Source organism: Mesorhizobium sp. B2-4-3 (genome assembly GCF_006442815.1).
Lineage (GTDB): Bacteria > Pseudomonadota > Alphaproteobacteria > Rhizobiales > Rhizobiaceae > Mesorhizobium.
In genome coordinates, this window is sequence record NZ_VFVL01000008.1 from 61,175 (window position 1) to 76,730 (window position 15,556).

General features: G+C 64.1%; 13 protein-coding genes. 9 read left to right on the forward strand and 4 right to left on the reverse strand.

Annotated features, from left to right (window positions below; translation table 11 throughout):
- Positions 1–94 precede the first annotated feature (94 nt).
- A complete protein-coding gene (locus FJ956_RS10715; RefSeq protein ID WP_140681499.1) occupies positions 95–583 on the forward strand; it encodes a MarR family transcriptional regulator in 489 nt (162 codons plus the stop codon).
- 450 nt (positions 584–1,033) lie between these two features.
- On the opposite strand, the gene phhA is transcribed toward FJ956_RS10715, so the two are convergent.
- Positions 1,034–1,870 carry a phenylalanine 4-monooxygenase gene (phhA, locus tag FJ956_RS10720; RefSeq protein WP_140681497.1) on the reverse strand — a complete coding sequence of 279 codons (837 nt, stop codon included), beginning with the start codon at positions 1,868–1,870 and terminating at the stop codon, positions 1,034–1,036.
- A 135-nt stretch (positions 1,871–2,005) separates the two neighbouring features.
- On the opposite strand from phhA, the gene FJ956_RS10725 reads away from it, so the two are divergent.
- Both FJ956_RS10725 and bchE read left to right on the forward strand, forming a co-directional pair.
- Positions 2,006–2,482: an Lrp/AsnC family transcriptional regulator gene (locus FJ956_RS10725; RefSeq protein ID WP_140681495.1), complete on the forward strand. Its 477-nt coding sequence runs from the start codon at positions 2,006–2,008 to the stop codon at positions 2,480–2,482.
- A 103-nt stretch (positions 2,483–2,585) separates the two neighbouring features.
- Positions 2,586–4,145 carry a magnesium-protoporphyrin IX monomethyl ester anaerobic oxidative cyclase gene (gene bchE, locus FJ956_RS10730; RefSeq protein ID WP_140681493.1) on the forward strand — a complete coding sequence of 520 codons (1,560 nt, stop codon included), beginning with the start codon at positions 2,586–2,588 and terminating at the stop codon, positions 4,143–4,145.
- Between the two features lie 52 nt (positions 4,146–4,197).
- Here bchE and argB read toward each other — a convergent pair whose 3' ends face one another.
- On the reverse strand, positions 4,198–5,091 hold the full coding sequence (gene argB, locus FJ956_RS10735; protein WP_140681491.1) for an acetylglutamate kinase: 894 nt from the start codon (positions 5,089–5,091) through the stop codon (positions 4,198–4,200).
- A gap of 695 nt (positions 5,092–5,786) precedes the next feature.
- On the opposite strand from argB, the gene FJ956_RS10740 reads away from it, so the two are divergent.
- The 4 genes from FJ956_RS10740 to msrB all read left to right on the forward strand — a co-directional run bounded on the left by FJ956_RS10740 (position 5,787) and on the right by msrB (position 8,548).
- Positions 5,787–6,326, forward strand: a complete 540-nt coding sequence (locus FJ956_RS10740) for a sigma-70 family RNA polymerase sigma factor (protein WP_140681489.1) — start codon at positions 5,787–5,789, stop codon at positions 6,324–6,326.
- A complete protein-coding gene (locus FJ956_RS10745; protein WP_140681511.1) occupies positions 6,323–7,045 on the forward strand; it encodes an anti-sigma factor in 723 nt (240 codons plus the stop codon). Before FJ956_RS10740 ends, FJ956_RS10745 begins: the two co-directional genes overlap by 4 nt.
- Before the next feature lie 207 nt (positions 7,046–7,252).
- Positions 7,253–7,810: a fasciclin domain-containing protein gene (locus tag FJ956_RS10750; protein ID WP_140681487.1), complete on the forward strand. Its 558-nt coding sequence runs from the start codon at positions 7,253–7,255 to the stop codon at positions 7,808–7,810.
- A 234-nt stretch (positions 7,811–8,044) separates the two neighbouring features.
- Complete coding sequence (gene msrB, locus FJ956_RS10755) at positions 8,045–8,548, forward strand: peptide-methionine (R)-S-oxide reductase MsrB (RefSeq protein WP_140681485.1); 504 nt, start codon at positions 8,045–8,047, stop codon at positions 8,546–8,548.
- 538 nt (positions 8,549–9,086) lie between these two features.
- On the opposite strand, the gene FJ956_RS10760 is transcribed toward msrB, so the two are convergent.
- Both FJ956_RS10760 and FJ956_RS10765 read right to left on the reverse strand, forming a co-directional pair.
- The gene (locus FJ956_RS10760) at positions 9,087–10,700 is read right to left on the reverse strand and encodes a DHA2 family efflux MFS transporter permease subunit (RefSeq protein WP_140681482.1); all 1,614 of its coding nucleotides are present in this window, start codon (positions 10,698–10,700) and stop codon (positions 9,087–9,089) included.
- Positions 10,701–10,816: 116 nt separating this feature from the next.
- Positions 10,817–12,010, reverse strand: coding sequence for an HlyD family secretion protein (locus tag FJ956_RS10765; protein WP_140681480.1), 1,194 nt, complete (start codon positions 12,008–12,010; stop codon positions 10,817–10,819).
- Between the two features lie 133 nt (positions 12,011–12,143).
- Between FJ956_RS10765 and FJ956_RS10770 the strand changes: the two genes are divergently transcribed.
- Together FJ956_RS10770 and FJ956_RS10775 are read left to right on the forward strand one after the other, a co-directional pair.
- Positions 12,144–12,842, forward strand: a complete 699-nt coding sequence (locus FJ956_RS10770) for a TetR/AcrR family transcriptional regulator (RefSeq protein ID WP_140681478.1) — start codon at positions 12,144–12,146, stop codon at positions 12,840–12,842.
- A 228-nt stretch (positions 12,843–13,070) separates the two neighbouring features.
- Positions 13,071–15,533: a DNA translocase FtsK gene (locus FJ956_RS10775; protein ID WP_140681476.1), complete on the forward strand. Its 2,463-nt coding sequence runs from the start codon at positions 13,071–13,073 to the stop codon at positions 15,531–15,533.
- Positions 15,534–15,556: the final 23 nt, after the last annotated feature.

The following is a 15,556-nucleotide window of genomic DNA, read 5'->3' on the forward strand; positions in this document are numbered from 1 at the left end:
GTTCACTCCTTGTCGGCGACTTTGCCCTTGCCTTGCAAAGGCTGTCATCGCATATTAATACGATAATCTGAATGTTAGACAGATTGATAGTTAGATGATCGAAGCAAATTCGTCAAGCGCGAAACGCGATGAGATGACCAGGGCCGTCGGCCTCGCCGTCATGCGCTGGCAGGACGCCACCCAGGCTTATGACGAGGCGGTGGGGGCGCGGCTGGGCCTGATCGCGGCGGAGCGGCATTGCCTGGGTCTGCTCTACGCCGGACCGCAATCGGCCGGCGCAGTGGCAGCGGCGACCGGGCTGACGCCGGCGGCGGTGACGGCCCTGATCGACCGGCTGGAGGCGCGCGGATACGTCACGCGGACCCGCAGCCTGGAGGACAGGCGCAAGGTGGTGATCGAGGCGACCGACCGGACCAGGGAGCTGTCTGAACGCTATTACGGCACGATCGCGCGCGAGGGCGAGAAGGTGGTGGCGAGCTTCAGCGATGCTGAGCTCGCGACCGTGCTGCGCTTCATCAACGCAGCACTCGAGTTGCAGAGCGAGCAGTTGGCCAGGATCAAGGCCGAGCCCGACAAAGCATAACTAGAGGATCAGCGCAGGATTTTGAAAGGTTGCCGTTGGTCGACGCTCCTTTCGGTGAAATCAGCGCTGACGCTGGCGATTGGCGGAAGTCTTCCAACCTCGTCATTCCAGGGCGGAGCAGCCGCGAAGCGGCGTCGCGGAGACCCTGGAATCCATTCCGTGACTCTGATCAAAGAGTGCAGCTGAGCAGAATTCTGCACCGCGGCAGCGCTCATGCGACACGGAATGGATCCTCGGGTCTGCGCGCGTCGCGTCGCTCCTTGCTCCGCCCGTGGATGACGACTGGGTGGGCGTTTCGGCTAACCGCCAAGGCATGCCATCTTGCCAACGCAAACATAGCCAACTGGCCAAAATCCCTATGCTGGGGAACTAATTGCAAAAAACGTAAAGCGGCCCAGCCGCCTGTCGACAGGTGGACCGCCCTGAATGTCGGTTGGGCGAAAACCGACCTCAGACCGTTGCCGGGTCGAGCGCCGGCTGGCCCTTGAACCGCGCCACGATGCCGGCGAGGTCGCCATGGGCGAAAGCATCGCGCAGCGCATCGAAGGACGGCAGCACGAAATAGGCGCGCTGGAACTTGTCGATCTCATAGCCGGTGCGCATCACCGTCTCGAGGTCGAACGGCACATGGTGGGCGTCCTTGCTCTCGGCCGCGAATTGCAGCTCGGTGAAGGACGACATCAGCCCGGCGCCGAAAGCTTTCAACGGCTGGCCGGCTTCCTGGATGAGGCCGTATTCGGCGCTGTACCAATAGAGCCTTGTGATCATCTCGTCGCCGCCGAGCGCGATCAGATCTTCCGCCTTCCGGCCATACATCTGCATGAAATCGGCGAACACCGGCTGGGTCAGGATCGGCACATGGCCAAAGAAATCGTGGAACATGTCTGGCTCGACGATGTAGTCGAGCTCTTTTTTCGTCCGCAGCCAGTTGGTGACCGGGAAGCGGCGGTTGGCGAGATGATCGAAGAACGGGCCGGCTGGGATCAGGCCCGGCACCGCGACGATTTCCCAGCCCGTCAGCCTGGTGAGCTTTTCGCTGACGGCATCGAAATCCGGAATCCTGTCAAGCAGCCCGAGCGCCGCGACACCATCCAGATAGGAGTGGTGCGCAAGCTTCTGCGTCAGCTTCGTCTGGCGGTCGCACAGCGTGCGCCACACCGCCTGTTCCTCGGCTGAATAGTCGTAGCCCTGCGCCACGGTGAAATCGCCGCGGCAGACCGAGTAGTCGCCGCGAAGGCCCTGCGCCGCGCATTCTGCGGCGTAATCGGCAACGCTGATCGTCATCATATCCTCCTCGAGATCGTGATCTGCGGATCGTGGAAGAAAGTTTAGGGGCGATCACGGAGGCAAATCAGCCTTGTTTGTAGCTCGTCAGCTGATTTCGAGGTAAAAGAACTCAGATAAACGTGAGATCGAGAAAATATGCCTCAATTCGACGACTTCGAGATAAGGATACTCGACATCCTGCAACGCGATGGGCGCAAGCCCGTGTCGGAGCTGGCGCAGGAGATCGGCCTGTCGACAACCCCTTGCGCGCGCCGCTTCGAGGCCTTGCAGGAAACCGGCATCATCAAGGGCTTTGCCGCCGTGCTCAGCCGCCGCGCCATCGGGCTCACGGTCGAGGTGTTCATCCAGGTGCGGCTGGTCAGCCACAGCGACGGCTCGCCCGAAAGCTTCATTGCCGCCGTTCAGCGCATGGACGAGGTCTCGTCCTGCTGGACGATGACGGGCGACCACGATTTCCTGCTGCATGTCATGGTGCCGTCGGTTGACGATCTGAACGCCTTTGTCATGCACCGGCTGATGCGGCTGCCCGGCGTGCGCGACGTCCACACGCAACTGGTTCTGCAGAACATCAAGGGACCCGGCCACGTGCCGCTCAGCCATCTGCGGCGCTGATCCGGTCAAATCTGGCGAAAAGCTGCGTGGAAACTGCTGAACCGCGCCAAGGCGGCTTCGACATCGCCGACTAGCACTAGCGGACCAACGCAAGAGGTCCGCCATGAACATCGTGCTGATCAATCCGCCGCACACGGCCATCGGCAGCCGCGTGCCCGACGATCATTTGCCGCCGCTTGGGCTGCTGGCAATCGGCGGCCCGCTGATCGATTCCGGCCATCAGGTCCGGCTGGTCGATGCCGAGTTCGGGCCGATGCCGCTCGCCGCGCTGGTCGACGATGCCCTGCGCGACAATCCGGACGTCGTTCTCATCGGCCATTCCGGCTCGACCTCGGCGCATCCGACCGCCTTGCGCATCGCCGAAATGATCAAGGGTCGCGCACCGGGCGCCATCGTCGTCTATGGCGGCGTCTTCCCGACCTATCATTGGCGCGACATCCTGGCCGCGACCGACGTCTTCGATTTCATCGTGCGCGGCGAGGGCGAGGCGACCGCGACGGCCCTGGTCGAGGCCATCGAGATGTGCCAGCCGGCGGCAAGCGTTGCCGGCATCGCCTATCGCGACGATTTCGGGCTTCCCGTCGCGACCCAGGCGGCCATGACCATCGCCGATCTCGACGCCTGGCGCGTCGGCTGGGAGCTGATCGATCATCGCCGCTACTCCTATTGGGGCGGCAAGCGGGCCGTGGTCATGCAGTTCTCGCGCGGCCGCCCGCATCTGTGCAACTATTGCGGCCAGCGCGGCTTCTGGACCCGCTGGCGTCACCGCGATCCGGTCAAATTCGCCAGGGAAATAGCCTGGCTCCATCGCGAGCATGGCGTCGAGCTGATCAACCTGGCTGACGAGAACCCGACCTCCTCGAAGAAAGCCTGGCGCGCCTTCCTCGACGCCATGATCGCCGAGAACGTGCCCGTGCTGATCGTCGGCTCGACCCGCGCCGACGACATCGTGCGCGATGCCGATATCCTCCACCTCTACCGCAAGGCCGGCATCATCCGCTGGCTGCTCGGCATGGAGAACACCGACGAGGAGACGCTGTCGCTGATCCGCAAGGGCGGCAGCACCAAATCCGACCGCGAGGCGATCCAGCTGCTCAGGCGACACGGCATCCTGTCGATGGCGACCTGGGTTGCCGGCTTCGAGGACGAGACCTTGCGCGATCTCTGGCGCGGCTTCCGCCAGCTCATCGCCTACGATCCCGACCAGATCCAGGCGCTCTATGTCACGCCGCATCGCTGGACGCCGTTCTTCCGTATCGCCCGCGACCGCAAGGTGATCCAGCAGGACGTGCGCCTGTGGGATTACAAGCACCAGGTTCTGCACATGACCCGGCTGAAGCCGTGGATGCTGTTCTTCGCCGTCAAGCTGATCGAGGTCGCCGTGCAGTCGCGGCCGAAGGCGCTGGCGCGCATCCTCTTCCACCCCGATCCCGAGCAGCGGCATTCGATGCGCTGGTACACGAAGATGGGGCGTCGCGTCTGGTTCCGCGAAGTCTGGGGGTTTCTGGTCCGCGACGGCCGCGTGACGGATGGGCCGACATTAGCCGAGTTCTGGGGCGCGCCGCAGGACGCCGAGGAGGAATCGATGATCGTCAGGCGCCAGCCACGCAAATCCATCGCGCCCATCATTGAAGATCGACGCGCGTCGTCAGAAAGAAGTTAGCCGGCTGAATATGGCAGTTCACCGTTCCATGGAAATGGTGAACTTGCCTTCCTTACGGAACGATCAGCGTGCCGGCGCCGTGCTCGGTGAAGAGCTCCAGCAGCACCGAATGCGGCGTCTTGCCGTTGAGGATGACGACGCCTTCGACGCCGCGCTCGATCGCCTCGATGCATGTCTCGACCTTCGGGATCATGCCGCCCGAAACCGTGCCGTCCTTGATCAGCGCCCTGGCTTCGGCGACCGTCAGCTCGTCGATCAGCTTCTTGTTCTTGTCGAGCACGCCGGGCACGTCGGTGAGGAATAGCAGGCGCGAGGCGCGGCAGGCGCCGGCGATGGCGCCGGCGAACGTGTCGGCGTTGATGTTGTAGGTGTGGCCGTCGCGGCCCGGCGCGACCGGCGCCAGCACCGGGATCATCTCGGAGCGTGCCAGAAGATCGAGCAGCGTGCGGTCGACCTCGACCGGCTCGCCGACGAAGCCCAGATCGAGCACCCGCTCGATGTTGGAATCCGGGTCGATCATGGTCTTGCGCGCCTTTTCGGCGAACACCATGTTGCCGTCCTTGCCGCAGAGCCCGATCGCCCACTCGCCCTCGGCGTTGATCAGCGCCACGATCTCCTTGTTGATCGAGCCGGCGAGCACCATCTCGACGATCTCGACCGTCTTCTGGTCGGTGACGCGCAGGCCGCCCTCGAACTTGGATTCGATGCCCATCTTGCTGAGCATCGCGCCGATCTGCGGCCCGCCGCCATGCACGACGATCGGGTTGACGCCGGATTGCTTCAACAGCGCGATGTCGCGGGCAAATGCCTTGCCGAGCTCGATATCGCCCATGGCATGGCCGCCATATTTCACCACCACCGTCTTGTTCTCGTAGCGCTGCATATAAGGCAGCGCGCGCGAAAGCAGCGCGGCCTGCATTTCGGCGGTGGCGGCGATGTCCGTCATCGATATGTTCCCGGCTTCTTGGAAAGGACGGCGGGGTCTTAGCGGGAATTGCCGCAGGCCGCAAACGGCTTTGCGGTCACAATGACGAAATCTGCCAATTCCCCAGCGCAGTGATTTTGACAGGGTTGGCCGTGCTTGTGTTGGCAGGTGGCATGCCTCGAAGACTCGCCGAAACGGCCCAACCTCGTCATCCACGGGCGGAGCAAGGAGCGAAGCGACGCGCGCAGACCCGAGAATCCATTCCGTGACTTCCGAGCGCTACGGCGGTGCAGAATTCTGCTCCGCTGCACTCTTTGATCAGGGTCACGGAATGGATTCCAGGGTCTGCGCGACGCCGCTGCGCGGCTGCTCCGCCCTGGAATGACGAGGTTGGGAGGCTTCCGCCAATCCCCGGCGTTTGCGTGATTTCACCGAAGGGGAACGGTGAAAATTTTGCCCGTCGACAAGCGGCAACTCTTCAAATTCCCTGCGCAGAACCACTGGGCACCTTGAGCGCGGCGCGCCGCTTCAGCCATCCCGAAAGCTTCTCCATCTGCGCGGCGGGGGACAACAGCGTCTCCTCGTCGCCGGGGGCGCCCCGCGGCCTGGATGCCGAGCGGCAGGCCGTCGAACCGTGCCGGATCGGCCCATGGCCGCTGGTGGACACGCTTGCTGCGCCCCGTTGCAATTAAATCGCAATCTTCTAATTTGCCGCTATGGCGCCGCAGGACATCAGCAAGCTGATCGTCCGGACTTCGATGAAGGACCGGGCAGCGTTCGATCTGCTCTACAAGCAGACCAGCGCGAAACTTTTCGGTGTCTGCCTTCGTGTGTTGAGGGACAGGGGAGATGCGGAAGAAGCGCTGCAGGAGGTCTTCGTCAAAATCTGGACGAAGGCGGATCGTTTCGCGGTTTCCGATCTGAGCCCGATTTCCTGGCTGGTGGCCGTTGCGCGCAACCATGCGATCGATCGCATCCGGGCGCGGCGCAGCCCTTCTGCCAACATCGATACGGTCCTCGGCGTCGCCGATCCGACGCCGGGACCCGAGGCCATGGCAGTGGCGGGCGGCGAGACCGAACGCATCTACCATTGCCTCGACGAGCTGGAACAAGACCGGGCGGCGGCCGTCCGGGGCGCCTATTTGAGCGGCGAAAGCTATGCCGAACTGGCGGAGCGCTTCAAGGTTCCGTTGAACACGATGCGGACTTGGCTGCGGCGAAGCCTGCTCAAACTTAGAGAATGCCTGGAAAGATGACGCTGGCGGAGGACAACGGACCGGAACGTGGGGGCGACGAGTTGCTCGCCGCCGAATACGTTCTCGGCGTTCTGGCGGCCGACGAACGCCAGATCGCGTCCCGCCGCATCGACGCCGAGACGGCGTTCGCCCGCCTGGTCGATGCCTGGGAAGCCCACTTCGCGCCGATGGCTGCCGCCTATGCCGCGGTCGAGCCGCCGGCTTCGGTCAAGGCGACGATCGACCGCCGCCTGTTCGCGTCGTCCGCGTCCGCGTCCACGGCGCCCAGCGCCGGCCTGTGGGCGAGCCTTGCCTTCTGGCGCGGCCTCGCCGCGGCGGCTATTGCCGCCTTGGCCGTCTATATCGCCCTGCCTTACGTCAACCCGCCGGCGCCGCAGCCTGAGACCAGGCTGGTCGCGTCACTCGCCGCCGACAACAGCAACGTCAAATACCTTGCCGTCTATGACGCGGCCCGCCACGAGGTCGGCCTGTCGCTGGTCTCCGGCGATCGCGGCGCCGGCAAGGATTTCGAATTGTGGATGATCGAGGGCAAGAACGCGCCGGTCTCGATGGGCGTCATCCCCGCCGGCCCGACCGCGCGCATGGCGGTCACGCCGGCCGTCCAGCAGAAGCTGGCGCAAGGCGCCGTGCTCGCCGTCAGTCTCGAGCCTTCGGGCGGTTCGCCGACCGGCCAGCCGACCGGTCCGGTCGTCGCCGCGGGTGACCTGAAGGGCATCTGATCTTCGGCGGCATATTATCAAAGACTAATTAAAGTCTATCGTTTGCCTTCGGCAGCCGGCGCAAGTCCGCTGTCGCCACAGGTGGTGTGAAAGAAATAAATCGAAAGAAGAAAAAATCTCTCGCCGCTCGTGAAACCAACTGTTTTCACATCCGTATCTCCTCTCGTTCCCACGAACGGGAAGAAACAACCCGAGGAGACTGACATCATGCGTAAACTCACCGCCCTTTTGCTCGCTTCTACGCTCGGCCTTTCGGCGCTCGGCGCCGTCGCCTATGCCGCCAATCCGATGGTCGGCGGCGCGCCGATGTATGCCAAGAAGAACATCATCGAGAACGCCGTCAATTCGAAGGACCACACCACGCTGGTCGCCGCGGTCAAGGCCGCCGGCTTGGTCGACACGCTACAGAGCGCCGGTCCGTTCACCGTTTTCGCGCCGACCAACGAGGCCTTCGCGGCGCTGCCCGCCGGCACGGTCGACACGCTGCTCAAGCCCGAGAACAAGGACAAGCTGACTAAGGTTCTCACCTGCCATGTCATCGCTGCCAAGGCGCTGGCCGCCGACGTCGCCAAGATGGCCAAGGCCGATGGCGGCGCCCACCAGGTCAAGACGGTCGGCGGCTGCGAGCTGACGCTGAAGGCCAAGGGCGGCAAGGTCACCGTCACCGACGAGAACGGCAATGTCGCCAACGTCACCATCGCCGATGTCCGCCAGTCGAACGGCGTCATTCACGTCATCGACAAGGTTCTCTTGCCGAAGATGTAACAAAGCGGACCTGGCCGGCGAAGACATGGCTGAGCGCCGGCCGCATCATTCAAGATCCGCGCCGCCGGCAAGGGTGTGCTCCGCGCCATCCCGAAAGGGGGCGCGGAGCGGCAATTCCAGGAAGGCGCCAAGCGGTTTCCGTCTGGAATTGCTCAACATGACGGATAGGGCGTCACCGGCTTTTGATTTCCGGGCGGCGCTCTATCTTGGCAAAATGCGTCAGGAGGAATGGCCATGAACCGTCGCGACTTTCTCTGGAGCGGGGCTGCCGCCATCGCTCTCATCGTCGGATCCGGAGCGATGCTGCGCGCCGGTGGGCCGAAGCCGGCTTTGGCCGCCGAGACTTTCGAGGTCACCAAGACCGATGCCGAGTGGCATGCCATCCTTTCGGACGAGGCCTTCGACGTGCTGCGCAAGGAGGGCACCGAATATCCCGGCACCAGCCCGCTGCTCAACGAGCATCGCAAGGGCATCTTCGCCTGCGCCGGCTGCGACCTGCCGGTCTATTCGTCGGAGACCAAATTCGATTCCGGTACCGGCTGGCCGAGCTTCTACCAGGAGATCGCCAACGCCATCGGCAAGACGCAGGACACTTCGCTCGGCATGACCCGCACCGAGGTGCACTGCCGCCGCTGCGGCGGCCATCTCGGCCATGTCTTCGACGACGGTCCGCCGCCCACCGGCCTGCGCCATTGCATCAACGGCGTGGCATTGAGCTTCAAGCCGGCCGCCGCCTGAGCAATTCCAGGAAAAGTGTCTAGTTTCCCGACACAGGGATTTTGAAAAGCTGCCGTTTGTCCTGGTGCAGGATTTTCCATTCATGTCCGTGAAATCAGCGCAAACGCCGGGGATTGCTTGAAGCCGCCCGGACGTCGTCATTCTATGGCGGAGCAAGGAGCGAAGCGACGCGGCGCAGACCATAGAATCCATTCCGTGACTTGGAAGCGTTGCTGCGGTGCAGAATTTTGCTCCGTTCCACGCCTTGGCGAAGGTAACGGCATGGATTCCAGGGTCTTCGCGACGGAGCTTCGCTCCTGCTCCGCCCTAGAATGACGATCGCGACGGGGGTTTCGGCCAATCTCCAACGCTTGCCACCTGCCAATGCAAACGGAGCCGACCGGTCAAAATCCCTGTGCAGTGCCACTAGCGGTTTTCCGCCCCGGAATTGCGTCAAAACAAAGAGTCGCTTTCAATCTCTCCAAAAGGAATGACCCCGGAAATCGTCGCCGATTTCCGGGGTCACGCGTTGAGGAAGCCAGGCGGGGGTTCCGGCTCCTCAATGGCCTCCGCCGCCACCTCCGCCCTGCGGGGCCGGCTTGTTGATGAACAGCACGAAGAATCCGAGCGAGGCGAACAGCACGGTCAGCATCATGAACACGTCCATGAAGGACAAAAGCGCCGCCTGCTGGTGCACCATGCCGGACAGTTTCGAGACCGCGGCACTTGTGGCGTCGAGGCCGGCCGTCTGCTCGAAATTCTGCGTCATGTTCTGCAACTTGGCCTGCGCCGCCTGACTGCCCCACTGCACATGCTCGGCGAGCCGCGCATAGTGGAAAGCGTTGCGGTCGATCAGCACCGTGTTGATGAGCGCGAGGCCGACGGCGCCGCCGAGGTTGCGGGTCAGGTTGAACAGGCCCGACGCGTTCTTCAACCGTTCCGGCGGCAGCGTGCCGAGCGCGATGTTGTTGATCGGCACCATGCACAGCATCATCGAGCAGCCGCGCAGGATCTGCGGGATCAACAGCTCATAGAAATCCCAGTCGGCGGTGAGATTCGTCATCCACCAGGTGCCGGTGGCGAAGCCGACGAAGCCGATCATCATCATCACCCTGAGATCGATCTTGTTCGACAGGATGCCGGCAACCGGCGCGGTGAAGAACATCGCCAGGCCGCTGACGAACAGCGCCTCGCCGATCATCATCGAATCGTAGCCGCGGATACGGCCGAGGAACACCGGATAGAGATAGGTGAGCCCGTAGAGGCCGATGCCGACGACGAAGGAGAACAGCGAGCCGAAGGCGAAGTTGACGTTGCTGAAGGCCCTGAGGTCGACGATCGGCTCCTCGGCGGTGAAGACGCGCCAGAAGAAGATGATGCCGCCGACGGTCATGATGATGGCGCAGGCAAACACCGCCGGCTCCTGCAGCCAATCATGGTTCGGGCCTTCCTCCAGCACATATTCCATGCAGCCGAGGAAGGCGGCCATGCCGGCGAGGCCCCACCAGTCGAACTTGGAGAACAGTTTCAGGTTGGGCTTGTCGAAATCGATCAGCGACCAGGCCGCCGTCGCCACCAGGATGCCGGGCACGACATTGATCAGGAACAGCCAGTGCCAGGACATGGCGTGGCTGATATAGCCGCCCACCGTCGGGCCGATCGTCGGCGCCAGGGTCGCCACCAGGCCGATCATCGGCGAGACGACGGCGCGCTTCGAAGGCGGGAAAATGGTGAAGGCGGCCGCGAAGACGCTGGGGATCATGCCGCCGCCGATAAAGCCCTGGATGGCGCGGTAGACGATCATCTGGTCGATATTGGTGGCGGTCGCGGCCAGCGCGCTGGCCGCGGTGAAGCCGGCCGCCGCGGTGGTGAACAGCACCCGCGTCGACAGCATGCGGCTGAGGAAACCCGACAGCGGGATCATCACCACCTCGGCGATCAGGTAGGCGGTCTGCACCCACGGGATCTCGTCGGAGCTGGCGCTCAGGCCCGCCTGGATTTCCGACAGCGAGGCCGAGACGATCTGGATGTCGAGGATCGCCATGAACATGCCGAACACCATCGCCAGGAAGGCGACGACGCGGCGTACCGGCATATGGTCCGCGGGCAGGGCCGGCGCGGCAGCAACGGGGCGTCCCGGTGCTGATCCTGCGGTGATGGTTGCGGTTGCCATGTCATGGCCTCCATAAACAATTCAAGGACAAGCGCGTGGCGGTCCGGGATTGCGTCGAAACGGACAAAGCAGGCTGGGCGGTCCGGCGCTCAAATGGCCACCGAACCGCCCCCCGATCAGTTGGTCGTCGAGGCCGGCGCGGTGCGGCTGTCGACCGCCACGACGACGCTTAAGCCCGCGCGCAGCTTGCCGGTCTTCAGCACGTCGGCCGGCACGTCGATGCGCACGGGCACGCGCTGCACCACCTTGGTGAAGTTGCCGGTGGCGTTTTCCGGCGGCAGCAGCGAGAACACCGCGCCCGAAGCCGGCGCCAGCGAAGACACGGTGCCTTCGAAAGTCTGGCCGTCGATCGCGTCGACGGTGATGCGGACCTTCTCGCCGGGCACCATGCGGCCAAGCTGCGTCTCTTTGAAGTTGCCGACGATGTAGAGCTTGTCCATCGGCACGACGACGGCGAGCTTCTGGCCGGGGCTGACGAGGTCGCCCTGCTCGACCGAACGGTTGCCGACGACGCCGTCATAGGGCGCCTTCAGCACGGTGAAGGACAGGTCGCGCTGGGCCTTGTCGCGTGTGAGCTGCAGCGAGGCGAGGGTCGAGGCCTGCTCCGCGCGCTGCGCTTCCAGAACGCCGATATTGGCCTGCGCCGCGGCGATCTGCGCGTCGGCGCCGACAAGCGCCGCCTTGGCCTGGTCGAGCGCGGTCTGCGCGTCGTCGAGCTGGGCCTGCGTGCCGACATGGGTCTTGAGCAGCTGCGCCGCGCGCACCTGGGCGCGCGCCGCATTGTCGGCGGCGGCCTGGTCCGCGACCTTCTGCGCCTCAGCCTGCGACAGCGAGGCCTGGGCCGCCTTGGTTTGGGCGTCGATGCGATCGAGCGTCTTGCTCAATGTGGCGATCTGCGCCTCGGCCTGGGCGACCGCGATCTTGTAGTCGCCATTGTCGATGACGAACAGCGGATCGCCGGCCTTGACCTGCTGGTTCTCGCTCACCAGCACCTTGTCGATATAACCGGATATTTTCGGCGACACGAACGACATATCGGCCTGGACATAGGCGTCATCGGTGGCGATCATGAAGCGGCCGTCGGTCCAATAGTTGTATCCGTACCAGGACCCGGCGCCGAGCAGGGCAAGGCCGATGATCGGCAGAAGGAAAGAGCGCACGGAGCGCTTCTTCTTGGCGGGCGCGTCGGCCGCGGGGGGCGCAACCGGGGTGACGGGCTGGACAGGCGCCTCCGGGGCTTCGGTCGAGGGCTGGACCTTGGCGTTGGGAAACGTGCGGACTTCGGCGGTGGCGGGTGCGTTCGAGGACATGGCTATCTCTCTGGAATGTCAGTCAGACTGAACCGTTCGGTTCGAATTGGTGATTGACATAGCGCGGAAAGAGGACCATATCAAGAGGAAATCGAACCGAGCGGTTCGAAATATTTTCTAAGGAATGACGTCCATGGTCGAAACGACAGCCGATAGCGATCTGCTCGACTTACGCAAGGGCCGTCCGGCGGCCGGGCAGGATCCTGTGAAACGGGCCCAGATCATCGAGGGCGCCCGCCGCGTCTTTATAGACAAGGGTTTTGAAGCCGCCTCGATGAACGACATCACGCGCGAGGCCGGCGTCTCCAAGGGCACGATCTACGTCTATTTCGAGAACAAGGAAGAGCTGTTCGAGGCTCTCATCGAGGAAGAGCGCGGCACCATCTTCAAGAACATGTATGAGGTGCTCGACCACTTCGACGACCTGCGCAAGACGCTGGTGAAGTTTGGCACCGTGCTTTCCGTCAAGATCACCTCGGCCAAGGTCATCCAGGCCCAGCGCACGGTGGTCGGCGCGTCCGACAGGATACCTGAGCTCGGCGCGCGGTTTTACGAGCGCGGCCCGAAGCGTGGCCATGACAGGGTCATGGCCTTCCTCAATGAAGCTGTCGAACGCGGCCTGCTCAAGATCGACGATGTCGACCTTGCCGCCTATCAGTTCACCGAGCTCTGTCTCGCCGGCCTGTTCCGGCAGTGCATCTTTTCCTACCGCACCAAGGCGCCGAGCCAGGCGGAGATCGAGCACATCGTGACCTCCGGTGTCGATGTCTTCCTCAAGGCCTACGCCACGGAAAAATTCTTTGCTGAGGAAAAGGCGTTGCAATCGGCCTGACCGTTCGGGCATGCGGATCGCAAAGCGTGCGAAGCAAGGCTGAGGGGCCTCGCCGTGTCTTTGAGGGCGCGGGCAATGACGGCTGAACGCGACGTCGTCGAGATCGTCCGCCGACCCTATCAAAATATCGATCGGCATCGTCCGGCAGGCACTTTCGGAAGGACCTGTTAACCATCGCTTCCTATGTCTCGGGAGACGTTCAATCGGCGAGTCTCGAGAATGACATCCATGCGTTTTCCCCGTGCCAATCCTTCCGGCGCTTCCGCCTATAACGGCGAAGACGATCGCGGCGCGGACGGGCGCCGTGGTGGGGTCTCGCAGCCGCAGGCGCAACCGGGGCAGGTGGTCGCGTTGCGCGTTGCGCCGGCAGGCGAAGCGGGCGCTGCTCGCGCCGCATCCTCCGAATCGGCCGATGGCGGCGAGTTCAGCCGCCCGGCATGGCAGGACTATTTCTTCCTTGCGCCCAATGTGCGGTTCACTCGCACGCCGGACACCGATCTCTCCAGGCGCGCCGCCCCGCAGGTAGAAGATGCCGCGCATGGCAAGGTATCCGAGCCCGTCCGGCCCGCGACACCGGCCCCGGCCGCTCCGGTCCGCAAAAGTCCCACCGTCACAGCCGCTCCCGCCGCAGCGCCGATGCAAACCAGACCGATCCGCGCGCCTTCCACGATTGCCCCAGCCGCAATCCCTCCGGCCGCGTCGCCCCAGGCTGCTGCCGCTCCGACGCCAAAACCGCGCCCAAGCGGACTGCGCTGGTCCTATCTTTCCGACCATGCCTTTTTCGAATTCGGCATGCCCTTCCTCGCCGAGCGCCTGGCGCGGGCGCGTTTGAACGAAGCCGGTCAGGCGCCGGCCGTCTCGGCGCAGCCGCCGGTCAAGCCGACGCCGGCGCATCGTCCGGCGGCCCAGTCAAGCCAAGCCCATGCCCCCTTCATGAGCGAGGCGACGTCGTTTTACCGGGTCATCGAATGGCGCTCCAACGTGTCGAATGCCGGCTCTGCCTCGACGTCCACGCCGGCCTTCGCGGCCGTCCAGCCGACGCCTGTCGAGCCCATGCCGGTTTCCGCCCAGTCGAGCGCACGGACGGCCAGGCGGACGCCTTCGCTGCCCATGGCCGGCGAGGTTGTGCCGCTATCCGCGATGGCCGGTTACGAGCTTCCCTCCGAGGATCTTCTGCAGATGCCGCCGGAAGGTCAGGGCTTCTACATGTCGCAGGAGCGGATGGAGCAGAACGCCGACCTGCTCGAAAGCGTGCTGGAGGATTTCGGCGTCAAGGGCGAGATCATCCATGTCCGCCCCGGCCCGGTCGTCACGCTCTACGAGTTCGAGCCGGCGCCGGGCGTGAAATCCAGCCGTGTTATCGGATTGGCCGACGACATCGCCCGTTCCATGTCGGCCATCTCGGCGCGTGTCGCCGTGGTGCCGGGCCGCAATGTCATCGGCATCGAGCTGCCCAACGAAACGCGCGAGACGGTCTATTTCCGCGAGCTGATCGGATCGGCCGGTTTCCGCAACACCTCCTGCAAGCTGGCGCTCGGCCTCGGCAAGACGATCGGCGGCGAGCCGGTCATCGCCGAGCTCGCCAAGATGCCTCACTTGCTGGTGGCCGGCACCACCGGCTCCGGCAAGTCGGTCGCCATCAACACCATGATCCTGTCGCTGCTCTACAGGATGAAGCCGCAGGAATGCCGCCTCATCATGGTCGACCCCAAGATGCTGGAGCTCTCGGTCTATGACGGCATCCCGCATCTCCTGACGCCGGTCGTCACCGATCCCAAGAAGGCGGTCACGGCGCTCAAATGGGCGGTGCGCGAGATGGAGGACCGCTACCGCAAGATGGCGCGCCTCGGCGTGCGCAACATCGACGGCTACAACCAGCGCGCCGCAGGCGCCCGTGACAAGGGCGAGGTCGTGACCATGCAGGTGCAGGCCGGCTTCGAGAGAGGCACGGGCGAGCCGCTGTTCGAGGAGCGCGCGATCGACCTCGCGCCCATGCCCTACATCGTCATCATCGTCGACGAGATGGCCGACCTGATGATGGTCGCCGGCAAGGAGATCGAAGGGGCCATCCAGCGGCTGGCGCAGATGGCCCGCGCCGCCGGCATCCATCTGATCATGGCCACGCAGCGCCCGTCCGTCGACGTCATCACCGGCACCATCAAGGCCAACTTCCCGACCCGCATCTCCTTCCAGGTGACGTCGAAGATCGACAGCCGCACCATCCTCGGCGAGCAGGGCGCCGAGCAGCTGCTCGGCCAGGGCGACATGTTGCACATGGCCGGCGGCGGCCGCATTTCGCGCGTGCATGGCCCCTTCGTGTCCGACCTGGAGGTCCAGCAGGTCGTGGCGCATCTCAAGGCTCAGGGACGTCCCGAATATCTCGACACCGTCACCGCCGACGAGGAGGAAGCCGAGGAAGCCGCCGACGCCGGTCCGGTTTTCGACAAAAGCGCGATGGCCGAGGAGGATGGCGACGCGCTCTATGAGGAAGCGGTCAAGGTGGTCAAGCGCGACAAGAAATGCTCGACCTCCTACATCCAGCGCCGCCTCGGCGTCGGCTACAACCGTGCCGCCTCGCTGGTCGAGCGCATGGAGAAGGAAGGGCTGGTCGGCGCTCCCAACCATGTCGGCAAGCGCGAGATCCTCACCGGCCGGCGCGATCGTGAGCCCGAACGCGACGAGATGGACTGAGCGGCGCGCGCCAGCCCCCTCAT